17 protein-coding genes and 1 pseudogene are annotated in these 16823 nt (G+C 60.3%); 4 read left to right on the top strand and 14 right to left on the bottom strand.

Annotated features, from left to right (window positions below; all coding sequences use genetic code 11):
- Positions 1–53: 53 nt before the first annotated feature.
- Positions 54–1313 carry an OprD family porin gene (locus ACA073_RS06325; RefSeq protein ID WP_497402415.1) on the top strand — a complete coding sequence of 420 codons (1260 nt, stop codon included), beginning with the start codon at positions 54–56 and terminating at the stop codon, positions 1311–1313.
- A 254-nt stretch (positions 1314–1567) separates the two neighbouring features.
- Here ACA073_RS06325 and pcaC read toward each other — a convergent pair whose 3' ends face one another.
- The 11 genes from pcaC to pcaR all read right to left on the bottom strand — a co-directional run bounded on the left by pcaC (position 1568) and on the right by pcaR (position 12433).
- The gene (gene pcaC, locus ACA073_RS06320; protein WP_008005892.1) at positions 1568–1960 is read right to left on the bottom strand and encodes a 4-carboxymuconolactone decarboxylase; all 393 of its coding nucleotides are present in this window, start codon (positions 1958–1960) and stop codon (positions 1568–1570) included.
- A gap of 10 nt (positions 1961–1970) precedes the next feature.
- Positions 1971–2777: a 3-oxoadipate enol-lactonase gene (pcaD, locus tag ACA073_RS06315; RefSeq protein ID WP_497402413.1), complete on the bottom strand. Its 807-nt coding sequence runs from the start codon at positions 2775–2777 to the stop codon at positions 1971–1973.
- 11 nt (positions 2778–2788) lie between these two features.
- The gene (locus ACA073_RS06310) at positions 2789–4153 is read right to left on the bottom strand and encodes a 3-carboxy-cis,cis-muconate cycloisomerase (protein ID WP_497402411.1); all 1365 of its coding nucleotides are present in this window, start codon (positions 4151–4153) and stop codon (positions 2789–2791) included.
- A gap of 45 nt (positions 4154–4198) precedes the next feature.
- Positions 4199–5503: an MFS family transporter gene (locus ACA073_RS06305; RefSeq protein WP_497402409.1), complete on the bottom strand. Its 1305-nt coding sequence runs from the start codon at positions 5501–5503 to the stop codon at positions 4199–4201.
- 194 nt (positions 5504–5697) lie between these two features.
- Positions 5698–6264: a protocatechuate 3,4-dioxygenase subunit alpha gene (gene pcaG, locus ACA073_RS06300; RefSeq protein WP_497402408.1), complete on the bottom strand. Its 567-nt coding sequence runs from the start codon at positions 6262–6264 to the stop codon at positions 5698–5700.
- Position 6265: 1 nt separating this feature from the next.
- Positions 6266–6970: a protocatechuate 3,4-dioxygenase subunit beta gene (gene pcaH / locus ACA073_RS06295; protein WP_497402406.1), complete on the bottom strand. Its 705-nt coding sequence runs from the start codon at positions 6968–6970 to the stop codon at positions 6266–6268.
- A 36-nt stretch (positions 6971–7006) separates the two neighbouring features.
- Complete coding sequence (gene pcaF, locus ACA073_RS06290; protein WP_497402404.1) at positions 7007–8212, bottom strand: 3-oxoadipyl-CoA thiolase; 1206 nt, start codon at positions 8210–8212, stop codon at positions 7007–7009.
- Complete coding sequence (locus ACA073_RS06285; RefSeq protein WP_497402402.1) at positions 8209–8988, bottom strand: CoA-transferase subunit beta; 780 nt, start codon at positions 8986–8988, stop codon at positions 8209–8211. Before ACA073_RS06285 ends, pcaF begins: the two co-directional genes overlap by 4 nt.
- Positions 8988–9845: a CoA transferase subunit A gene (locus tag ACA073_RS06280; RefSeq protein WP_497402400.1), complete on the bottom strand. Its 858-nt coding sequence runs from the start codon at positions 9843–9845 to the stop codon at positions 8988–8990. Before ACA073_RS06280 ends, ACA073_RS06285 begins: the two co-directional genes overlap by 1 nt.
- A 271-nt stretch (positions 9846–10116) precedes the next feature.
- Positions 10117–11463, bottom strand: a complete 1347-nt coding sequence (gene pcaK, locus ACA073_RS06275; RefSeq protein ID WP_497402399.1) for a 4-hydroxybenzoate transporter PcaK — start codon at positions 11461–11463, stop codon at positions 10117–10119.
- A 127-nt stretch (positions 11464–11590) separates the two neighbouring features.
- Positions 11591–12433, bottom strand: a complete 843-nt coding sequence (gene pcaR, locus ACA073_RS06270; protein ID WP_008025635.1) for a pca regulon transcriptional regulator PcaR — start codon at positions 12431–12433, stop codon at positions 11591–11593.
- A 670-nt stretch (positions 12434–13103) separates the two neighbouring features.
- Here pcaR and ACA073_RS06265 point away from each other — a divergent pair.
- Entirely contained in the window at positions 13104–13304 is a 201-nt protein-coding gene (locus tag ACA073_RS06265; protein ID WP_007935837.1) for a hypothetical protein, read from the top strand.
- Between the two features lie 377 nt (positions 13305–13681).
- Complete coding sequence (locus tag ACA073_RS06260; protein WP_497402397.1) at positions 13682–15157, top strand: inorganic phosphate transporter; 1476 nt, start codon at positions 13682–13684, stop codon at positions 15155–15157.
- Positions 15158–15428: 271 nt separating this feature from the next.
- Here ACA073_RS06260 and ccoM read toward each other — a convergent pair whose 3' ends face one another.
- Positions 15429–15545 carry a cytochrome c oxidase subunit CcoM gene (ccoM, locus tag ACA073_RS06255; RefSeq protein WP_007906619.1) on the bottom strand — a complete coding sequence of 39 codons (117 nt, stop codon included), beginning with the start codon at positions 15543–15545 and terminating at the stop codon, positions 15429–15431.
- A 144-nt stretch (positions 15546–15689) separates the two neighbouring features.
- Positions 15690–15851 (bottom strand): hypothetical protein, encoded by a 162-nt coding sequence (locus ACA073_RS06250; protein WP_008016476.1) that lies wholly within the window; start codon positions 15849–15851, stop codon positions 15690–15692.
- Positions 15852–16025: 174 nt separating this feature from the next.
- Between ACA073_RS06250 and ACA073_RS06245 the strand changes: the two are divergent.
- Positions 16026–16262 (top strand): annotated as a pseudogene (locus ACA073_RS06245) (aminotransferase class V-fold PLP-dependent enzyme); the annotation flags it as partial.
- 41 nt (positions 16263–16303) lie between these two features.
- Here ACA073_RS06245 and ACA073_RS06240 read toward each other — a convergent pair.
- Positions 16304–16645: an aspartate-semialdehyde dehydrogenase gene (locus ACA073_RS06240; RefSeq protein ID WP_497402396.1), complete on the bottom strand. Its 342-nt coding sequence runs from the start codon at positions 16643–16645 to the stop codon at positions 16304–16306.
- Positions 16646–16823: the final 178 nt, after the last annotated feature.

Genomic DNA, 16823 nt, shown 5'->3' with positions numbered 1-16823 from the left:
GACGGTTGCGGCATCAACCCGTTTCATCCCCAAGAATTAGAGAGACCGAGCACATGACGCCTTCCACTGCGCAGTATTTGGTTCCAAGCCTGATCGCCATCGCTCTGGCCAGCGCCGCCCTGCCCGCCACAGCCGAAGAGTCGGGTTTTGTCGAAGGTGCCAAGGTCAACCTCAACCTGCGCAACTTCTACATCAACCGCAACTTCACCAACCCGACCAAGGCGCAGGGCAAGGCTGAAGAGTGGACGCAAAGCTTCATCCTCGACGCCAAGTCCGGGTTCACCCAGGGCACCGTCGGGTTCGGCATGGATGTGCTGGGGCTGTACTCGGTGAAGCTCGACGGCGGCAAAGGCACCGGCGGTACTCAGTTGCTGCCGCTGGATCATGACGGACGCCCGGCGGACAGCTTCGGTCGCACCAACGTTGCCTTCAAGGCGAAGCTGTCGCAGACCGAAGTGAAGGTCGGCGAATGGATGCCGGTGCTGCCGATCCTGCGTTCGGACGATGGTCGCTCACTGCCGCAAACCTTTCGCGGCGGCCAGATCACCTCGAAAGAAATCAATGGCCTGACGCTCTACGGCGGTCAGTTCCGCCAGAACAGCCCGCGTGACGACAGCAGCATGAGCGACATGTCGATGACCGGCAAAGCGGCGTTTACCTCTGACCGCTTCAACTTCCAGGGCGGCGAATACCTGTTCAACGAGAAGCGCACACAAATCGGACTGTGGAACGCCGAACTCAAGGACATCTACAGCCAGCAATACGTCAACCTGATCCACAGCCAACCCATCGGCGACTGGACCCTGGGCGCCAACCTCGGTTTTTTCTACGGCAAGGAAGACGGCAGTGCCCGCGCCGGGGATCTGGACAACAAGACCTGGTCGGGAATGTTCTCCGCGAAGTACGGCGGCAACACCTTCTACGTCGGCCTGCAAAAACTCACCGGCGACAGCGCCTGGATGCGGGTCAACGGCACCAGCGGCGGCACCCTGGCCAACGACAGCTACAACTCCAGCTACGACAACGCTCAGGAAAAATCCTGGCAGGTGCGTCACGACTACAACTTCGTCGCGCTCGGCATTCCCGGCCTGACCCTGATGAACCGCTACATCAGCGGCGAAAACGTGCACACCGGCACCGTCACCGACGGCAAGGAATGGGGCCGCGAAAGTGAATTGGGCTACACCGTACAGAGCGGTGCGCTGAAGGATTTGAACGTCAAATGGCGCAACTCGACCATACGCCGCGACTACAGCAACAACGAGTTCGACGAGAACCGGTTGATCGTCAGCTACCCGATCAGCCTGCTGTAACACCCATCAAATGTGGGAGCGGGCTTGCTCGCGAAGGCGTCGTGTCAGCGGACAAAATTGTTGTCTGACACACCGCTTTCGCGAGCAAGCCCGCTCCTACATTTGGCCTCTGATGACCGCAAAAATTGCGTTCACTGAAGATCGAGCGTGGGAGCGGGCTTGCTCGCGAAGGCATCGGTTCAGCCGCCAAAATTGTTGCCTGAAACACCGCTTTCGCGAACAAGCCCGCTCCCACAGGTTTGTGCTATTGCCAGTTATTCCCGGGATTCGACGCCCAACTCATCCCACACCGACTCAGCCAGGTGGAACGTCGCATTCGCCGCCGGAATGCCGCAATAGATCGCGCTCTGCATGATCACTTCCTTGATCTCGCCGCGCGTCACGCCGTTGTTGGCAGCAGCACGCAGGTGCAACTTGAGTTCTTCATTGCGGTTCATGCCAATCAACATGGCGATGGTGATCAGGCTGCGGGTGTGGCGCGGCAAGCCCGGACGGGTCCAGATGTCGCCCCAGGCGTGGCGGGTGATCATTTCCTGAAACTCCGAGTTGAACTCGGTCAGCGCGTTGAGGCTGCGGTCGACATGGGCGTCGCCAAGCACTGCGCGGCGGACGTTCAGCCCCTCGTCGTAACGTTGTTTCTCGTCCACAACAATCCCCTTAATCAGCTAACAGAAACGCCAGCACCCGGTCGCTGAACTCAGCACCGGCCTGAACGTTGGACAGGTGCGCGGCGTAGAACTCGGCGTACTCGGCGCCCTGCACGTGTTCCTGGATGAAGTGCCCACCGGACGGCGGTGTGACCGCGTCTTCGGTGCCGGCGATGACCAGCAGCGGCACCTTGATCGAGGACAGCTGATGACGGAAATCAGCATCGCGCACGGCAGCGCAATTAGCGGCGTAACCTTGCGGCGACGTCGCCGCGAGCATGTCGGTAATCTTCTTGGCCGCAGCAGGATTGGCTTCGGCAAAATCCGGAGTAAACCAACGCGCAATCGACGCATCGCGCAGCGCAACCATGGCCGCCGCACGGTCACGCAGCACGGTTTCGATGCGCGGGTTCCAGATTGACGGATCGCCGATTTTCGCCGCGGTGTTACACACCACCAGTTTGTGCAGACGCTGGCCGGCGTTGATGCCCAGCCACTGACCAGTCAGGCCGCCCATCGACAGGCCGCAGAAATGCGCCTTTTCAATGTGCAACGCATCCAGCAGCGCCAGCACGTCACGGCCCAGTTGCTCGATGCTGTACGGCCCCGGCGTGACCAGCGATTTGCCGTGGCCACGGGTATCGAAACGCAGTACGCGGAAATGCTCGGTGAACGCGGCAATCTGCGCGTCCCACATGTGCAGGTCGGTGCCCAGCGAATTGGACAGCACCAGCACCGGCGCATCTTCCGGTCCATCGAGTTGCGGCCCTTCAATTTGGTAATGCAGTTCGCCCTCGGCGAGTTGTACGAAAGCCACAGCAATCTCCTTCAGGCAGTCAACGCAGAATGTTCAGCCACCGCTCGCTCGACCCAGGTTTGGGCCTGTCCGAGATAGTGCGCGGGGTCCAGCAGATAATCGAGTTCAGCAGGCGAAAGCTCGGCGGTTACTTGTGGCTCATCGCCGAGAACCGCGCGCAAATGCCGTTGCTCAGCGACGGCGCGTTTGCAGCATTGTTCCAACAGATGGTGCGCGGTGTCGCGGCCGACCCGTTGCGCAAGGACGATGCTCACCGCCTCCGCCAACACCAGCCCTTGGGTCAGGTCGAGGTTGCGGGCCATGCGTTCGGCGTCCACTTCCAGCCCGTCCGCCACCAACAGCGCTTGTTTGAGGCTGCCGGACACCAGGCAACAAATCTCCGGCAGGGTTTCCCACTCGGCATGCCACAGGCCCAGACTGCGCTCGTGTTCTTGCGGCATCGCGCTGAACAGGGTCGAGAGCAAACCGGGAACGCGCGTAGCGGCGCCGATCAGCACCGCAGCGCCCACCGGGTTGCGTTTGTGCGGCATGGTCGAAGAACCGCCCTTGTCCGGCGCCGAGGGTTCGAACACTTCGCCCGCTTCGGTTTGCATCAACAGGCTGATATCGCGGCCGAGTTTGCCGAGGCTGCCGGCGATCAATCCCAGCACCGAAGCGAACTCCACCAAACGATCACGCTGGGTGTGCCAGGGCTGGTCGGGCAAGGTCAGTTGCAGTTCCCCGGCCAGCGCTTCAGCAATCGGCATCGCCTGCGTGCCGAGGGCCGCGAGGGTGCCGGAGGCGCCGCCGAATTGCAGCACCAGCAGACGCGGTTTGAGTTCTTGCAGACGTTGACGGCTGCGGGTGACGGCGCCCAGCCAACCGGCGATCTTCATGCCGAGGGTGACGGGCGTCGCGTGTTGCAACCATGTGCGCCCGGCCAGCGGCGTGGCGACGAAACGCAAGGCTTGCGTCGCGAGGGTTTCGCCCAATTGCGCCAGATCGTCCTCGATCAGTTCCAGCGCCCGGCGCAGTTGCAGCACCAGGCCAGTGTCCATCACGTCCTGACTGGTCGCGCCCAGATGCACATAGCGCTCGGCTTCGGCATCGTTGGTCGCGATCTGTTTGCCCAAGGCTTTCACCAGCGGAATCGCCGAATTGCCGGCCGTCGCAATCGCTTCGCCGAGCGCGGCGAAATCGTAATGCCCGGCGCGGCAGGCCGCTTCGATAGGCGCCACCGCCGTCTGCGGAATCAGCCCGACCCGCGCCTCGGCCCGGGCCAGCGCCGCTTCGAAATCAAGCATGGCCTGAACCCGGCCCTGATCGCAGAACACCTCACGCATATCGCGGGCAGTGAAATAGGCATCGAACAATTGATTGCCCGGTCGCTGGTTCATAAACAGTCCCTGAAGGCGTGGGCCGGTGCAGCCCACGCAGATGGATCAAAGGTCGTGATGCAGGTATTTCGCCTGTTTCGGCAGACGCAGGCTGAACAGGAACGCTACCGCCATCATCACCGTGACGTACCAGTAGAAGGAGTTTTCCATGCCCACGGCTTTGAGGCTCAGCGCGACATATTCCGCCGAACCACCGAAGATCGCATTCGCCACCGCGTACGCCAGGCCGACGCCCAACGCGCGCACTTCCGGCGGGAACATCTCGGCTTTCACCAGACCACTGATGGAGGTGTAGAAACTGACGATTGCCAGCGCCACAGTGATCAGCACAAACGCCAGAAACGGACTGCTGACGCTTTTCAGGCTCAACAGAATCGGCACGGTGAACAACGTACCCAAAGCACCGAACCACAGCATCGAGTTACGTCGGCCGATCTTGTCCGCGAGCATGCCGAACAGCGGTTGCATGCACATATAAAGGAACAGCGCGCCGGTCATGATGTAACTGGCGGTCTTGGCGTGCATGCCGGCGGTGTTCACCAGGTACTTCTGCATGTACGTGGTGAAGGTGTAGAAAATCAGCGAACCGCCGGCGGTGTAACCGAGCACGGTGAAGAACGCGGCTTTATGGTCGCGGAACAGCGCGCGGATACTGCCGGCGTCCTTGTTTTCACGCATTTCCTTACTGGTGGTTTCTTTCAGCGACCGACGCAGATAAAGCGAAACCAGCGCCGCCATGGCACCGACCACGAACGGAATCCGCCAGCCGTAGGCACGCAGATCATCTTCGGTGAGGAACTGTTGCAGGATCACCACCAGCGACACCGCCAGCAGTTGCCCGCCAATCAGCGTCACGTACTGGAACGAGGCGAAAAAACCGCGCTGGCCCTTGAGGGCTACTTCGCTCATGTAGGTCGCGGTGGTGCCGTACTCGCCGCCCACCGACAAGCCCTGGAGCAAGCGGGCGAACAGCAGCATGATCGGCGCCCAGACGCCGATGTCCTTGTAGGTCGGCAGGCACGCAATGAGCAACGAGCCGAAGCACATCATCAGAATCGAAATCAGCATCGAATTCTTGCGCCCGTGCTTGTCCGCGACACGGCCGAAAATCCAGCCGCCGATGGGGCGCATCAGGAACCCCGCCGCGAACACGCCCGCCGTATTCACCAGTTGCACCGTCGGGTTATCGGACGGAAAAAAGGCAGGCGCAAAATAGATCGCGCAAAAGGCGTAGACGTAGAAGTCGAACCATTCGACGAGGTTGCCGGACGAGGCGCCGACAATCGCGAAGATCCGCTTGCTGCGCTCTTCGCCGGTGTAATGCGCTGTAATAGCGGTAGGGGTTGCCATCGTTCTTCACTCTTTGGGGACAGTGAAAGTCTAGACACACTTTGCAACAGTCCCGTTCCACAGATGGATCAGCAACACAGATCCCCTGTGGGAGCGGGCTTGCTCGCGAAGGCGGTGTATCAGTCGATGCAAATGTTGCCTGACACACCGCTTTCGCGAGCAAGCCCGCTCCCACAGGGATTTGAGGCGTTCATTTAATAATCGAAAAACACCGTCTCCGCCTCGGTGCCTTGCAAAATCACATTCCACTGATAAACACCGGTCGCGTCCTGCTTCGCCAGCAAGGTATTGCGACGCTCAGCCGGCACGCATTCCAACAGCGGGTCCGACACGTTGGCCGGTTCGCCATCAAAGTAAATCCGCGTCAACAAGTGCTTCACCAACCCACGGGCAAACACCAGCACCACCAGGTGCGGCGCCTGGGTCGTGCCTTTCAGGCCTTGCACCGTACCCGGTTTGATCGTGGTGAACCGGAAGCGTCCTTCGGCATCCACCGGTATCCGGCCAAAACCTTCGAAGTTCGGGTCCAGCGGTTTGTCCTGATCGTCCTCGGGGTGGTCGTACTTGCCAGCGGCGTTGGCCTGCCAGACTTCCAGCATCGCGTCGTTGACGACGTCGCCGTTGCCATCGAGGACTTGCCCGGTGATCGCCACGCGTTCGCCAAGGGTTTGTTCGACGGTCAGGTTTTCGCGGTTCAGCCAGGTCAGGCCGATGTGGTAGTACGGCCCGACGGTGTGGGACGTGGTCGCAGTCAGCGTCATCTTATTTCTCCATCGGCGTGGCATCGCGGCCGCGCAAGACGATGTCCCAGCGATAACCGAGGGCGTAGGAAGGGTTGGTTTTTTCCAGGTCGAAACTGGCGATCAGGCGTTCTTTGGCGCTGGTGTCCGGCACACAGTTGTAGATCGGGTCGTACGCCAGCAACGGGTCGCCGGGGAAATACATCTGGGTGACCAGGCGCGTCAGAATGCTCGGTCCGAACAAGGAGAAATGGATGTGCGCCGGGCGCCACGCGTTGTGGTGGTTACCCCACGGATAGGCGCCGGGCTTGATGGTCTGGAATTGATACCAGCCATCGACGTCGGTCACGGTGCGGCCGGTGCCGGTGAAGTTCGGGTCCAGCGGCGCGTCGTGCAGGTCGCGGGCATGGTTGTAGCGACCGGCAGCGTTAGCCTGCCAGATCTCCACCAGGATCCCCGGGACCGGCAGACCGTTTTCATCCAGCACGCGGCCGTGAATGATGATGCGTTCACCCAATGGCTCGCCCGTGTGCTGGGCCGTCAGGTCGTTGTCCTTCTCGCTGACGCGCTCGGCACCGACCGTCGGGCCGGTAATTTCCGACAACGAATGGGGCAAAAACACCAACGGCTTCGACGGCGAGCGCAGGTTGGTGGATTGATAAGTCGGGTGCAGGTAGTCCGGCTGGGTGCCTTCCTGCGGGCGACGGTAACCAGGCTTGTCAGTCATTTCGCTTTCCTCTGTTCTTATTGTCACTGCTGCGCGTCAGACGCGTTCGATCGCCAAGGCCAGACCCTGGCCGACGCCGACACACATGGTCGCCAGACCTTTCTTGCCACCGGTTTTTTCCAGGTGATGCAACGCCGTCAGCACCAGACGCGCACCGCTCATGCCCAACGGATGACCCAAGGCAATGGCGCCACCGTTCGGGTTGACCTGAGCCGCGTCGTCCGCCAGCCCCAGTTCACGCAGCACGGCCAAGCCCTGGCTGGCGAAGGCTTCATTGAGTTCGATCACGTCGAAATCGCTGACGGCCAGGCCCAGGCGTTCGGTCAGTTTGCGCACCGCCGGGACCGGGCCGATGCCCATTACCCGTGGCGCCACACCGGCGCTCGACATGCCCAGCACTTTGGCGCGAGCGGTCAGACCGTGTTTTTTCACGGCTTCGGCCGAAGCCAGAATCAACGCCGCCGCGCCGTCATTCACACCCGACGCGTTGCCGGCAGTGACGGTTTTGTCGGGACCATTGACCGGTTTCAGTTTGGCCAGAGTTTCCAGGCGGGTGTCGGCGCGAGGATGCTCGTCCTGGCTGACGACTGTTTCACCCTTCTTGTGGGCAATCCGCACTTCGATGATTTCTTCCGCGAAAAATCCTGCAGCTTGCGCGGCGGCTGTCCGCTGCTGACTGCGCAGTGCGAAAGCGTCCTGATCCTCGCGGGACACTTGGTAATCGTCCGCCACGTTATCGGCGGTCTGCGGCATCGCATCGACACCGTATTGGGCTTTCATCAACGGGTTGATGAAACGCCAGCCGATGGTGGTGTCTTCCAGTTTCATGTTGCGCGAGAACGCCGCGTCCGCCTTGCCCATCACGAACGGCGCGCGGGACATCGACTCGACGCCGCCGGCAATCGCCAACTCCATTTCGCCGCTGGCGATGGCGCGGAACGCGGTGCCGATGGCGTCCATCCCTGAAGCGCAGAGGCGATTGAGGGTCACGCCGGGAATGGTTTCCGGCAGGCCCGCCAACAGCAGCGCCATGCGCGCCACGTTGCGGTTGTCTTCGCCGGCCTGGTTGGCGCAGCCAAGGAACACCTCGTCCACCGCGTTCCAGTCCACCGACGGGTTGCGTTCCATCAGCGCCTTGATCGGCACGGCGGCAAGGTCGTCAGCACGGACCGCCGACAAACCACCGCCGAAACGGCCGATGGGGGTGCGAATCGCGTCGCAGATATAAACGTCACGCATCACGCTTCTCCGGGTGCTTGGCCATGGGCCGTAGCAGTGCGGGCTTCCAGATCCCTGAGCGCAGTCAGTTCAACGAGGGTTGGCTCGGCGGTGTTTTCAACATTTTCCGCGAAGCGAACTGCCCAACCGGTGGCAGCAACCACTTGCTCGCGGGTCACCCCTGGGTGCAGCGCTGTGACCACGAATTCATGAGTGTCCGCTTCCGGTTCCATGATGCACAGGTCGGTGATGATCCCGACCGGACCGGCGCCCGGCAGCCCCAGACGCTTGCGCGAATCACCGCCCTCGCCATGGCCGACCGAGGTGATGAAGTCGAGCTTGTCGACGAAGGAACGTGCCGACTGCTTGAGGATGATCAAGACGCTTTTGGCCGAACCGGCGATTTCCGGCGCGCCACCAGCGCCCGGCAGGCGGACTTTGGGCGCGTGATAATCGCCGACCACCGTGGTGTTGATGTTGCCGAAACGATCGACCTGCGCGGCACCGAGAAAACCGACGTCGATGCGCCCGCCCTGCAGCCAATAGCGAAAAATCTCACCGGTCGGGACGACGGTGTCGGCGGTTTCCGCCAGCTCACCGTCACCAATCGACAGCGGCAATACACTCGGCTTGGCGCCGATCGGACCCGATTCGTAGATCAGGACGACATCCGGTGAGGAAGTGAGCCGCGCCAGGTTGGCCGCTTTCGACGGCAGGCCGATGCCGACGAAGCACACGGAACCGTTCTTCAGACGGCGAGCGGCGGCAACGGTCATCATTTCATTGGTGGTGTAAGTCATTACTTCGCCTCCGATGCAGCGGCCAGCCTGGCCTGGAACTCGCTGAAGTCAGCGCAGCCATGGATGTACTCGTTGATCCACGCGGTGAAGGTTTCACGGTCGCGGGCAATCGGGTCCCAGGCCTGGTAGAAACGGTTGTCGCGCTCGTTGTAGCCGTGGGCGTAGGACGGATGCGCGCCGCCCGGAACGTGGCAGACCGCGCTCAAGGCCCAGGTCGGCAGCACACAGGCGTTCATCGGTGCGTTGAGGTCGTCGACGATTTCTTCGACGGTGACGATGCAACGCTTGGCGGCCAGCGCAGCTTCTTTCTGCACACCGAGAATGCCCCAAAGCAGCACGTTGCCTTTACGGTCGGCCTTCTGCGCGTGAATCACGGTGATGTCCGGGCGCACCGAAGGCACGGCCGCCAATACTTCACCGGTGAACGGGCAAGTGACGCTCTTGATCAGCGGGTTGACCTTCGGCAGGTCGGAGCCGGCGTAGGCACGCAGCACCGCAAACGGTAGGCCCGAGGCGCCAGCGACGTAGGCATTCGCCAGGTCGGCGTGGCTGTGTTCTTCGATTTCCAGCGCGTGCGGCCACTGCTTCTCGACCGCGTCACGCAGACGGTGCAGCGAGCCGACGCCCGGGTTGCCGCCCCAGGAGAAAATCAGCTTGCGAGCACAACCGACGCCGATCAACTGGTCGTAGATCAGGTCAGGCGTCATCCGTACCAGCGTCAGATCTTTCTTGCCCTGGCGAATGATTTCGTGACCCGCCGCCGTAGGGATCAGGTGAGTGAAGCCTTCGAGCGCAACGGTATCGCCGTCGTTGACGAATTGCTTCACCGCGTCGTGCAGCGAAAGGATTTCAGCCATGGGGGCAGGCTCCCGTTTTGTTATGAACCGACAGTGGTAGAAAAAGGCGCGATGCGCGCGCCGGAATGACTGAAGGTTAAGCCTGTGCAAACTGCCAAACAATCCGATAATCGACTAAGTGTTCGTTTATCGAACAGATTGTTGCTTGACTACCGATCGCTAACAGCTTCGCGGGCAAGCCTCGCTCCTACAGGTTGAAACGCAATCCTTGTGGGAGCGGGCTTGCTCGCGAAGGGGCCATCAAACGCGCCAAATAATCTGGATCATCACCTCACGTCGCATCCGCATGACTGACCATGCCCTTGATCACCACCGCCGTCGTCGCCAGCGCCGCCGGAATCACCAACGCCGTCAGCACTTGTTCAAAGTTCCAGCCCAACCCCAGCAACGTTGCCCCCATCCACGCACCGAGAATCGCGCCGAACCGACCAATCCCGAGCATCCACGACACCCCGGTCGCCCGCCCTTGGGTCGGATAAAACCGCGCCGCCAGCGAAGGCATCGCCGATTGCGCGCCGTTGACACACATCCCGGCCACCAGCACCAGCGTCGCCAACAGCGTGATGTTGCCCAGGCTCTGCCCCACCGCGTAGGCAAACACCCCGGCCAGCAGGTAGAAAGTGCCAATGACCTTGTGCGGATTGAACCGGTCCATCGCCCAGCCCACGCCCACGGCGCTGAGCACGCCGCCGAACTGGAACAACGCGCCGATGAATGCCGCCTGCTCCATGCTCGCGCCGCTGTCACGCATCAGCGTCGGCAGCCAACTGGTCAGCAGGTAAACGATCACCAGGCCCATGAAGTAGGTCAGCCATAACAACAAGGTGCCGGTGCTGTAGGTGCCGGAGAAGATCACCGCAAACACGTTGCGCGCCTTCACGGATTTCTGTTCCGGCACACTGAAGCTGGATGCCTGCGCGACGACGGTCGGATCGATCGGCGCCAGCGCCTTGCGCACTTTGTCGGTGCCGCGATTGCGCACGACCAGGTAACGCGCCGACTCCGGCAGCCAGAACAGCAGGACGACGGCAAGGATCAGCGGCAGAATCCCGCCGATCAGCAGCAGGCTGTGCCAGCCGAACGCCGGAATCAGCTTGGCCGAAATAAACCCGCCACCGGCCATGCCGAGGTTGAAGCCGCAGAACATGCTGGTCACCAGCAGGGATTTTCTTCGCTCCGGGGTGTACTCCGACAGCAATGTCGTGGCGTTCGGCATCCCCGCGCCAAGGCCCAGGCCGGTAAGGAAGCGCAGCACCAGCAACTGATCGACATTGCTGCTGTAGGCCGATGCCAGGCTGAAGGCACCGAACAACAGTACCGCGCCCACCAGTACGACTTTTCGCCCGAAGCGGTCAGCCAACGGGCCGGAACCCAGTGCGCCGAAGACCATGCCGATCAACGCCGCGCTCATGACCGGGCCGAGGCTGGCGCGATCGATGCCCCAGTCCTGGGACAGGGCCGGTGCGATGAACCCCATGGCCGCGGTGTCGAGGCCATCAAGGAAGACAATCAGGAAACACAGGATCACTACTCGCCACTGGTAGCGCGAGATGGGTTGAGCATTGATGAAGGACTGCACGTCGAGGCAGTTACCTACAGCAGACTGAGGCTGGTTCATTATTTTTATTCCACGCAAGAACGCAGTCGGACAGGTGCCAGCCTAAGCTGGCGCTGCCGCGACATTAGTGATCCTGGGGAAAGTGCGTCAATTCGTTAAGCGCGAGTCTGGGCGATTATCGAACAGCTTAGGCAAACAGCTGGGCGCTGAGGTTACGGCTGGCCGCCAGCAGACCCGGCAGAAAGCGTTGCTCCAGCTCGTTGCGACTGACCCGGCCCGCGTGCGTGCTGACGTTGAGCGCCGCCACCACTTGCCCGGAAGCGTCGTACACCGGAACGGCAATCGAGCGCAGGCCTTGTTCCAGCTCCTGATCGACGATGCACCAGCCTTGTTGCCGCACTTCCTGCAGGCATTCGAGCAGCGCCTCGGGGGTGTGCAAGGTGCGGCTGGTCTTGGCTTGCAGGTCGGCATGGTCGAGGTACTCACGCAGTGAAGTGTCGTCGAGTGCCGCGAGAAGAATCCTGCCCATGGAGGTGCAATAGGCCGGCAGGCGACCGCCCACCGACAGGTCAACGGAAATCAGCCGCTGGGTCGTCGCCGAGCGGGCGATGTACAAAATGTCATCGCCTTCCAGCGTGGCCATGTTGCAGGCCTCGTGGAGTTGTTCGCTCATGCGGTCGAGGTAAGGTTGGGCAGACACTGCCAGCGGGGTCGAGGACAGATAGGCATGGCCGAGGGTCAACACTTTGGGCAGCAGCGAATAGGTGCGCCCGTCGGTGGTGGCGTAGCCGAGTTTGATCAGGGTGTGCAGGCAACGGCGCACGGCGGCGCGGGGAATTTCCGTGCGGTGGCTGATCTGGGCGATGGTCAGGTGCCGTTTACGCTCCTGGAACGCTTGCACCACGGCCAGACCTCGGGCCAGGGAGGTCATGAAGTCCGGGTCGCCGGTCAGGGCCTGAATCCGCTTGGCGGGCGACGCGACGATCGGCGGCGCCACTGAAGCGAAGGAATTGCGCATTTGCTCGTTCATATCAGGTCCTTTTCCCACACCGATCGGTGACGTCTATTACAAGCGGCTCCGGGTTCGGCACACAAGCCAGAGGCGGCCAAGATCGGGCGATTATCGAACCCTCGGCCGATAATCGCAATAGACCGCTAATATAGAAGCCTCTGGTCCGGCACGTTAGTGCCATTCCCCACACATGTTTTACCCGTGCTTGAACCCTGAGTTAAAGGCCCCATCTAAGCTCCTAACTTGTTCGACTTAATGGCGCCAGAAAGACATCGTTTTCTAGTGATCGTAAAAACTTGCGGGTAATAAAACGATCACACATGAAGATCCATTTTTAACTCTTTGGCGATAGTGTTCTTCAAATCGACCGCTATAATGCAATTCAGTGGCGACCCGGTTTTTTTGTAATTGGGTCCCGTCACCCGGTAGCGCGATGTTCCATCGTTGCTGCCCGCAGCAAGCACCTGACGCTCATTGCAAACGCTCCGACAGTGCGCTCGCTGAAACAGGAAACTGATGCTACGTCAGCCGTTTTGCTCTGGTGCCGTGGCCGCGTGCAACATGGAAGTATTGATCGCCGTGCCGTAAAACAATGCCTTCCCGGGCATTGTCCTTTCTGCAATCGTGGTCAATGCATTTGATGCAGCGCGAATTACCAGAATCAATCTCAACCTATACAGGTAGCACTGTGACGAAAGACGAACTGCGCGCGGAACTTGAGCGCCAGGAACAACGTTACAAGGAAGTTTACGGCGGGGAAGTCACCACCTACGCCGCTCAGCCCGAACCGGAACGCAAACCCTGGCGTAAACGCGCCACCGTTCAGGACCAGGCTTTCACCCAGGAACTGCAGAAGATGGAAAAGGAACTTAAAGCCGAAGAGCCATGATCGCCTCGACCTGACTCCTTTCAAGGGCCTGCGTCTGCCCCCGTTAAAAGCGGGATGCATTGATGTTGCCATTCGCGCCCGTTACGAGCGGGCAGCGGTCACCTCATCTATGTGATGAGGCAATTGGCTCATGTCTGGCCTTCTTCTCAGATATTTCATACAAGCCTTTACACCTCTCGCCCTTACGAGGGAAACCCCTGTGCCTGCGGGCTTTACAAAGAAATTCAACGACTTGCAAAACTCGCTAAAAGCCCGGCGCTTAGGGGATTGCATCAAACTAATTCGTTGAAGAATGTTACCGATGAGCAGCTAGTGCATCGATTTACAGTCTTTTCTGGCATAATCGCGCCCCCTTACGACCGGGTCAGAAAACCTTCATGATCGATTTATTCAGCGGACTGGATGCTTGGGTGCTTGTGAGCCTCTTGCTCGCCCTCGCCTTTGTCCTCGCCTTCGAGTTCATCAACGGCTTTCATGACACTGCAAACGCGGTGGCCACTGTTATCTACACCAAAGCCATGCCGCCGCATCTGGCCGTGTTCTTTTCCGGTGTGTTCAACTTTCTCGGGGTGCTGCTGGGCGGTGTTGGCGTGGCGTATGCCATCGTCCACCTGCTGCCGGTAGAACTGCTGATCAATGTGAACACCGGTCATGGACTGGCCATGGTGTTCTCGTTGCTTGCCGCCGCCATCACCTGGAACCTGGGCACCTGGTACTTCGGTATCCCGGCCTCCAGCTCCCACACGCTGATCGGTTCGATCCTCGGCGTGGGCCTGGCCAACGCCTTGATCAACGATATTCCGTTGGCCGACGGTGTGAACTGGCAAAAGGCGATCGATATCGCGATGTCGCTGGTGTTCTCGCCAATGGCAGGCTTCCTGATCGCAGCGCTGATCCTGATCGGCCTTAAATGGTGGCGTCCACTGTCGAAGATGCACAAGACGCCGGAACAGCGCCGCAAGATCGACGACAAAAAGCATCCGCCGTTCTGGAACCGCCTGGTGCTGGTGATCTCGGCCATGGCCGTGAGCTTCGTGCACGGTTCCAACGATGGCCAGAAAGGTATCGGCCTGATCATGCTGGTGCTGATCGGTATCGTGCCGGCGCAGTTCGTACTCGACCTGGGCAGCACCACCTACCAGATCGAACGGACTCGCGACGCGACCCTGCACCTGAGCCAGTTCTACAAGCGCAATGCCGATACGCTGGGTGAATACCTGGCCCTGGGCAAAAGCGTGGAAGGTGATCTGCCGGAGAAATTCCGTTGCAACCCGCAACAGACCGAACCGACCATCACCGCCCTGCTCGACACCCTCAAAGGTGTCTCCGACTACCGCTCGCTGTCGTCGGAAAGCCGTATCGAAGTGCGTCGCTACCTGCTCTGCCTGGATGACACGGCGAAGAAAGTCGGCAAGCTGCCCGGCCTCGCTGCCCGTGAAAAGGCTGACCTGGACAAACTGCGCAAAGACCTGACCACCACCACCGAATACGCCCCGTTCTGGGTGATTCTGGCGGTCGCACTGGCCCTGGGCCTGGGCACCATGGTGGGTTGGAAACGTGTGGTACTGACCATCGGCGAGAAGATCGGCAAGCAAGGCATGACTTACTCCCAAGGCATGTCGGCGCAGATCACTACCGCGAGCCTGATCGGCATGGCCAACATCTTCAGCCTGCCGGTGTCCACCACCCACGTACTGTCTTCAGGCGTGGCCGGCACCATGGTCGCCAACAAAAGCGGCCTGCAAGGCGGCACCGTCAGAACCATCCTGCTGGCCTGGGTCCTGACCCTGCCAGCGACCGTTACCTTGTCGGCCGGCCTGTTCTGGCTGGCGTCGAAGGCACTGGGCAGCTGATACTTCGCTGCAACGAAAAAGGCGCGTTCCGTGAGGTTCGCGCCTTTTTCATGCCCGTCATGCAATCTTGGCAACACCACCAATCCACTGTGGGAGCGGGCTTGCTCGCGAATGCGATTTATCATTCAACATCACTGTTGACTGACCCACCGCATTCGCGAGCAAGCCCGCTCCCACAGTGGATTTGCGCAAGCCGATAGAAATCGCAGAAAAAAAAAGGGCAACCGAAGTTGCCCAAAATGCCTTGCGTGCTCATTGCCTCCAGAAAGACCTACGGTTTTTTCCGCTTGTGCGAATCCTTCCAGATAAAAAATCCAAACCCTGCAAAAAACAGAACCATGAGGCCGACTGTCAGCACTCCGGCGATCACCACGTTGTCGAAAAACATGACGGGTCTCCTGCACTTGCCCTGTTGCGATGGGGCTAAGTTAACCAATCAGGCAGGAGAGAAAATTGACCGGGGTCAATATCGCCCGAGACAGGGCGCAAAGGAGGGGGGGAAAACTGATCTGCATCAACGGATGCCGGGGGATTAACGCTTTTTCGGTTTGTTCTTCGGCTTCTTCTTCGCTTTACCCAATGGCATCGCTTGCTCGAAAGCCTGGCGCACTTCATTCAGGCGTTTGTCGTTGAGGTCGTGAACACGCTTGGCGCGTTCGGCGTTGAGGTCGATCAGCTTGTCGTCTTGGCTCATGGCGTTCAGTGCATCGCTTGAAAGGAAGTTCAGCCGCCGCATCGCTCGGCAGGATTGCGCCAATAATGCGGTCTGGCGCCGGCGCTGACCAGCCACCCGTAAAACAGCGGCTTAACAAAATATGTACCGAAGCGGTTTTTTCACCGCACAATCGCGTTTTTGCGATGGACCCAAAGGAAGTCAGGCCTGATCGCCTTCACGCTCAAGGGTTGGGACAGTGTCGATTTGAAGCAGCAACTGGCACAGCGAGGGATCAACATCGGTGCCAATGGCGTGGCCTATACGCCGCTGGACATGCAGGCGAGAGGGCTGGAAAGCATCGCGCGGATTGCGGTGAGTTATTTCAATACCGAGAAGGAGATTGAGGTGCTTTTGGAGAGCTTGAGGGCGTTGGCGGCGGACGGTGAGTGAGTATTGGTGACTACCGAAAAGATCGCAGCCTTTCGCAGCTCCTACACCTGAATGTCGACCCAAACCCCCTGACGCGGCTCGTCTTCAATCAGCGGCGCTACCGGCACAGTGTTGTCGGCGTTGAGCTCGGTACCGGGAATCGCCAGGTGTTCGTCAGGATCTTCATCGGCTTCGCGACGACGCCGTTGCTGTTCCTGCTTGCGGCGCTGTTCCTCGCGCAACTGAAAAGCTGCCTCCTCCGGATCGCGCTGTTGCAGGTCGATGGTGCTTTCGTTGGAGCCTTCCTGCACTGGCACAACGGGCGGAATATCCGGGCGCTGGCGGATCGGGTCGTGCTGGGACGTGATCGGCACGGCACTCAAGGGGAGCATCGGTGGCAGCATAATTATTTGTCTCCTGTCAGCAGGCTGTCGGCTGTCGGGATGGCGACTTGAGCCATCGGTCGCAAACTGTGACCTGATTGGCACTTGTAGGAGCTGCCGCAGGCTGCGATCTTTATCGGACAACGTAGAATTCAACCGTTCCCCCAGATCAAAAGATCGCAGCCTGCGGCAGCTCCTA

The sequence above is a fragment of the Pseudomonas sp. LBUM1670 genome (assembly GCF_059695695.1).
Note: the sequence above shows the minus strand (reverse complement) of the source record. Positions and strands in the feature narration are given on the sequence as shown.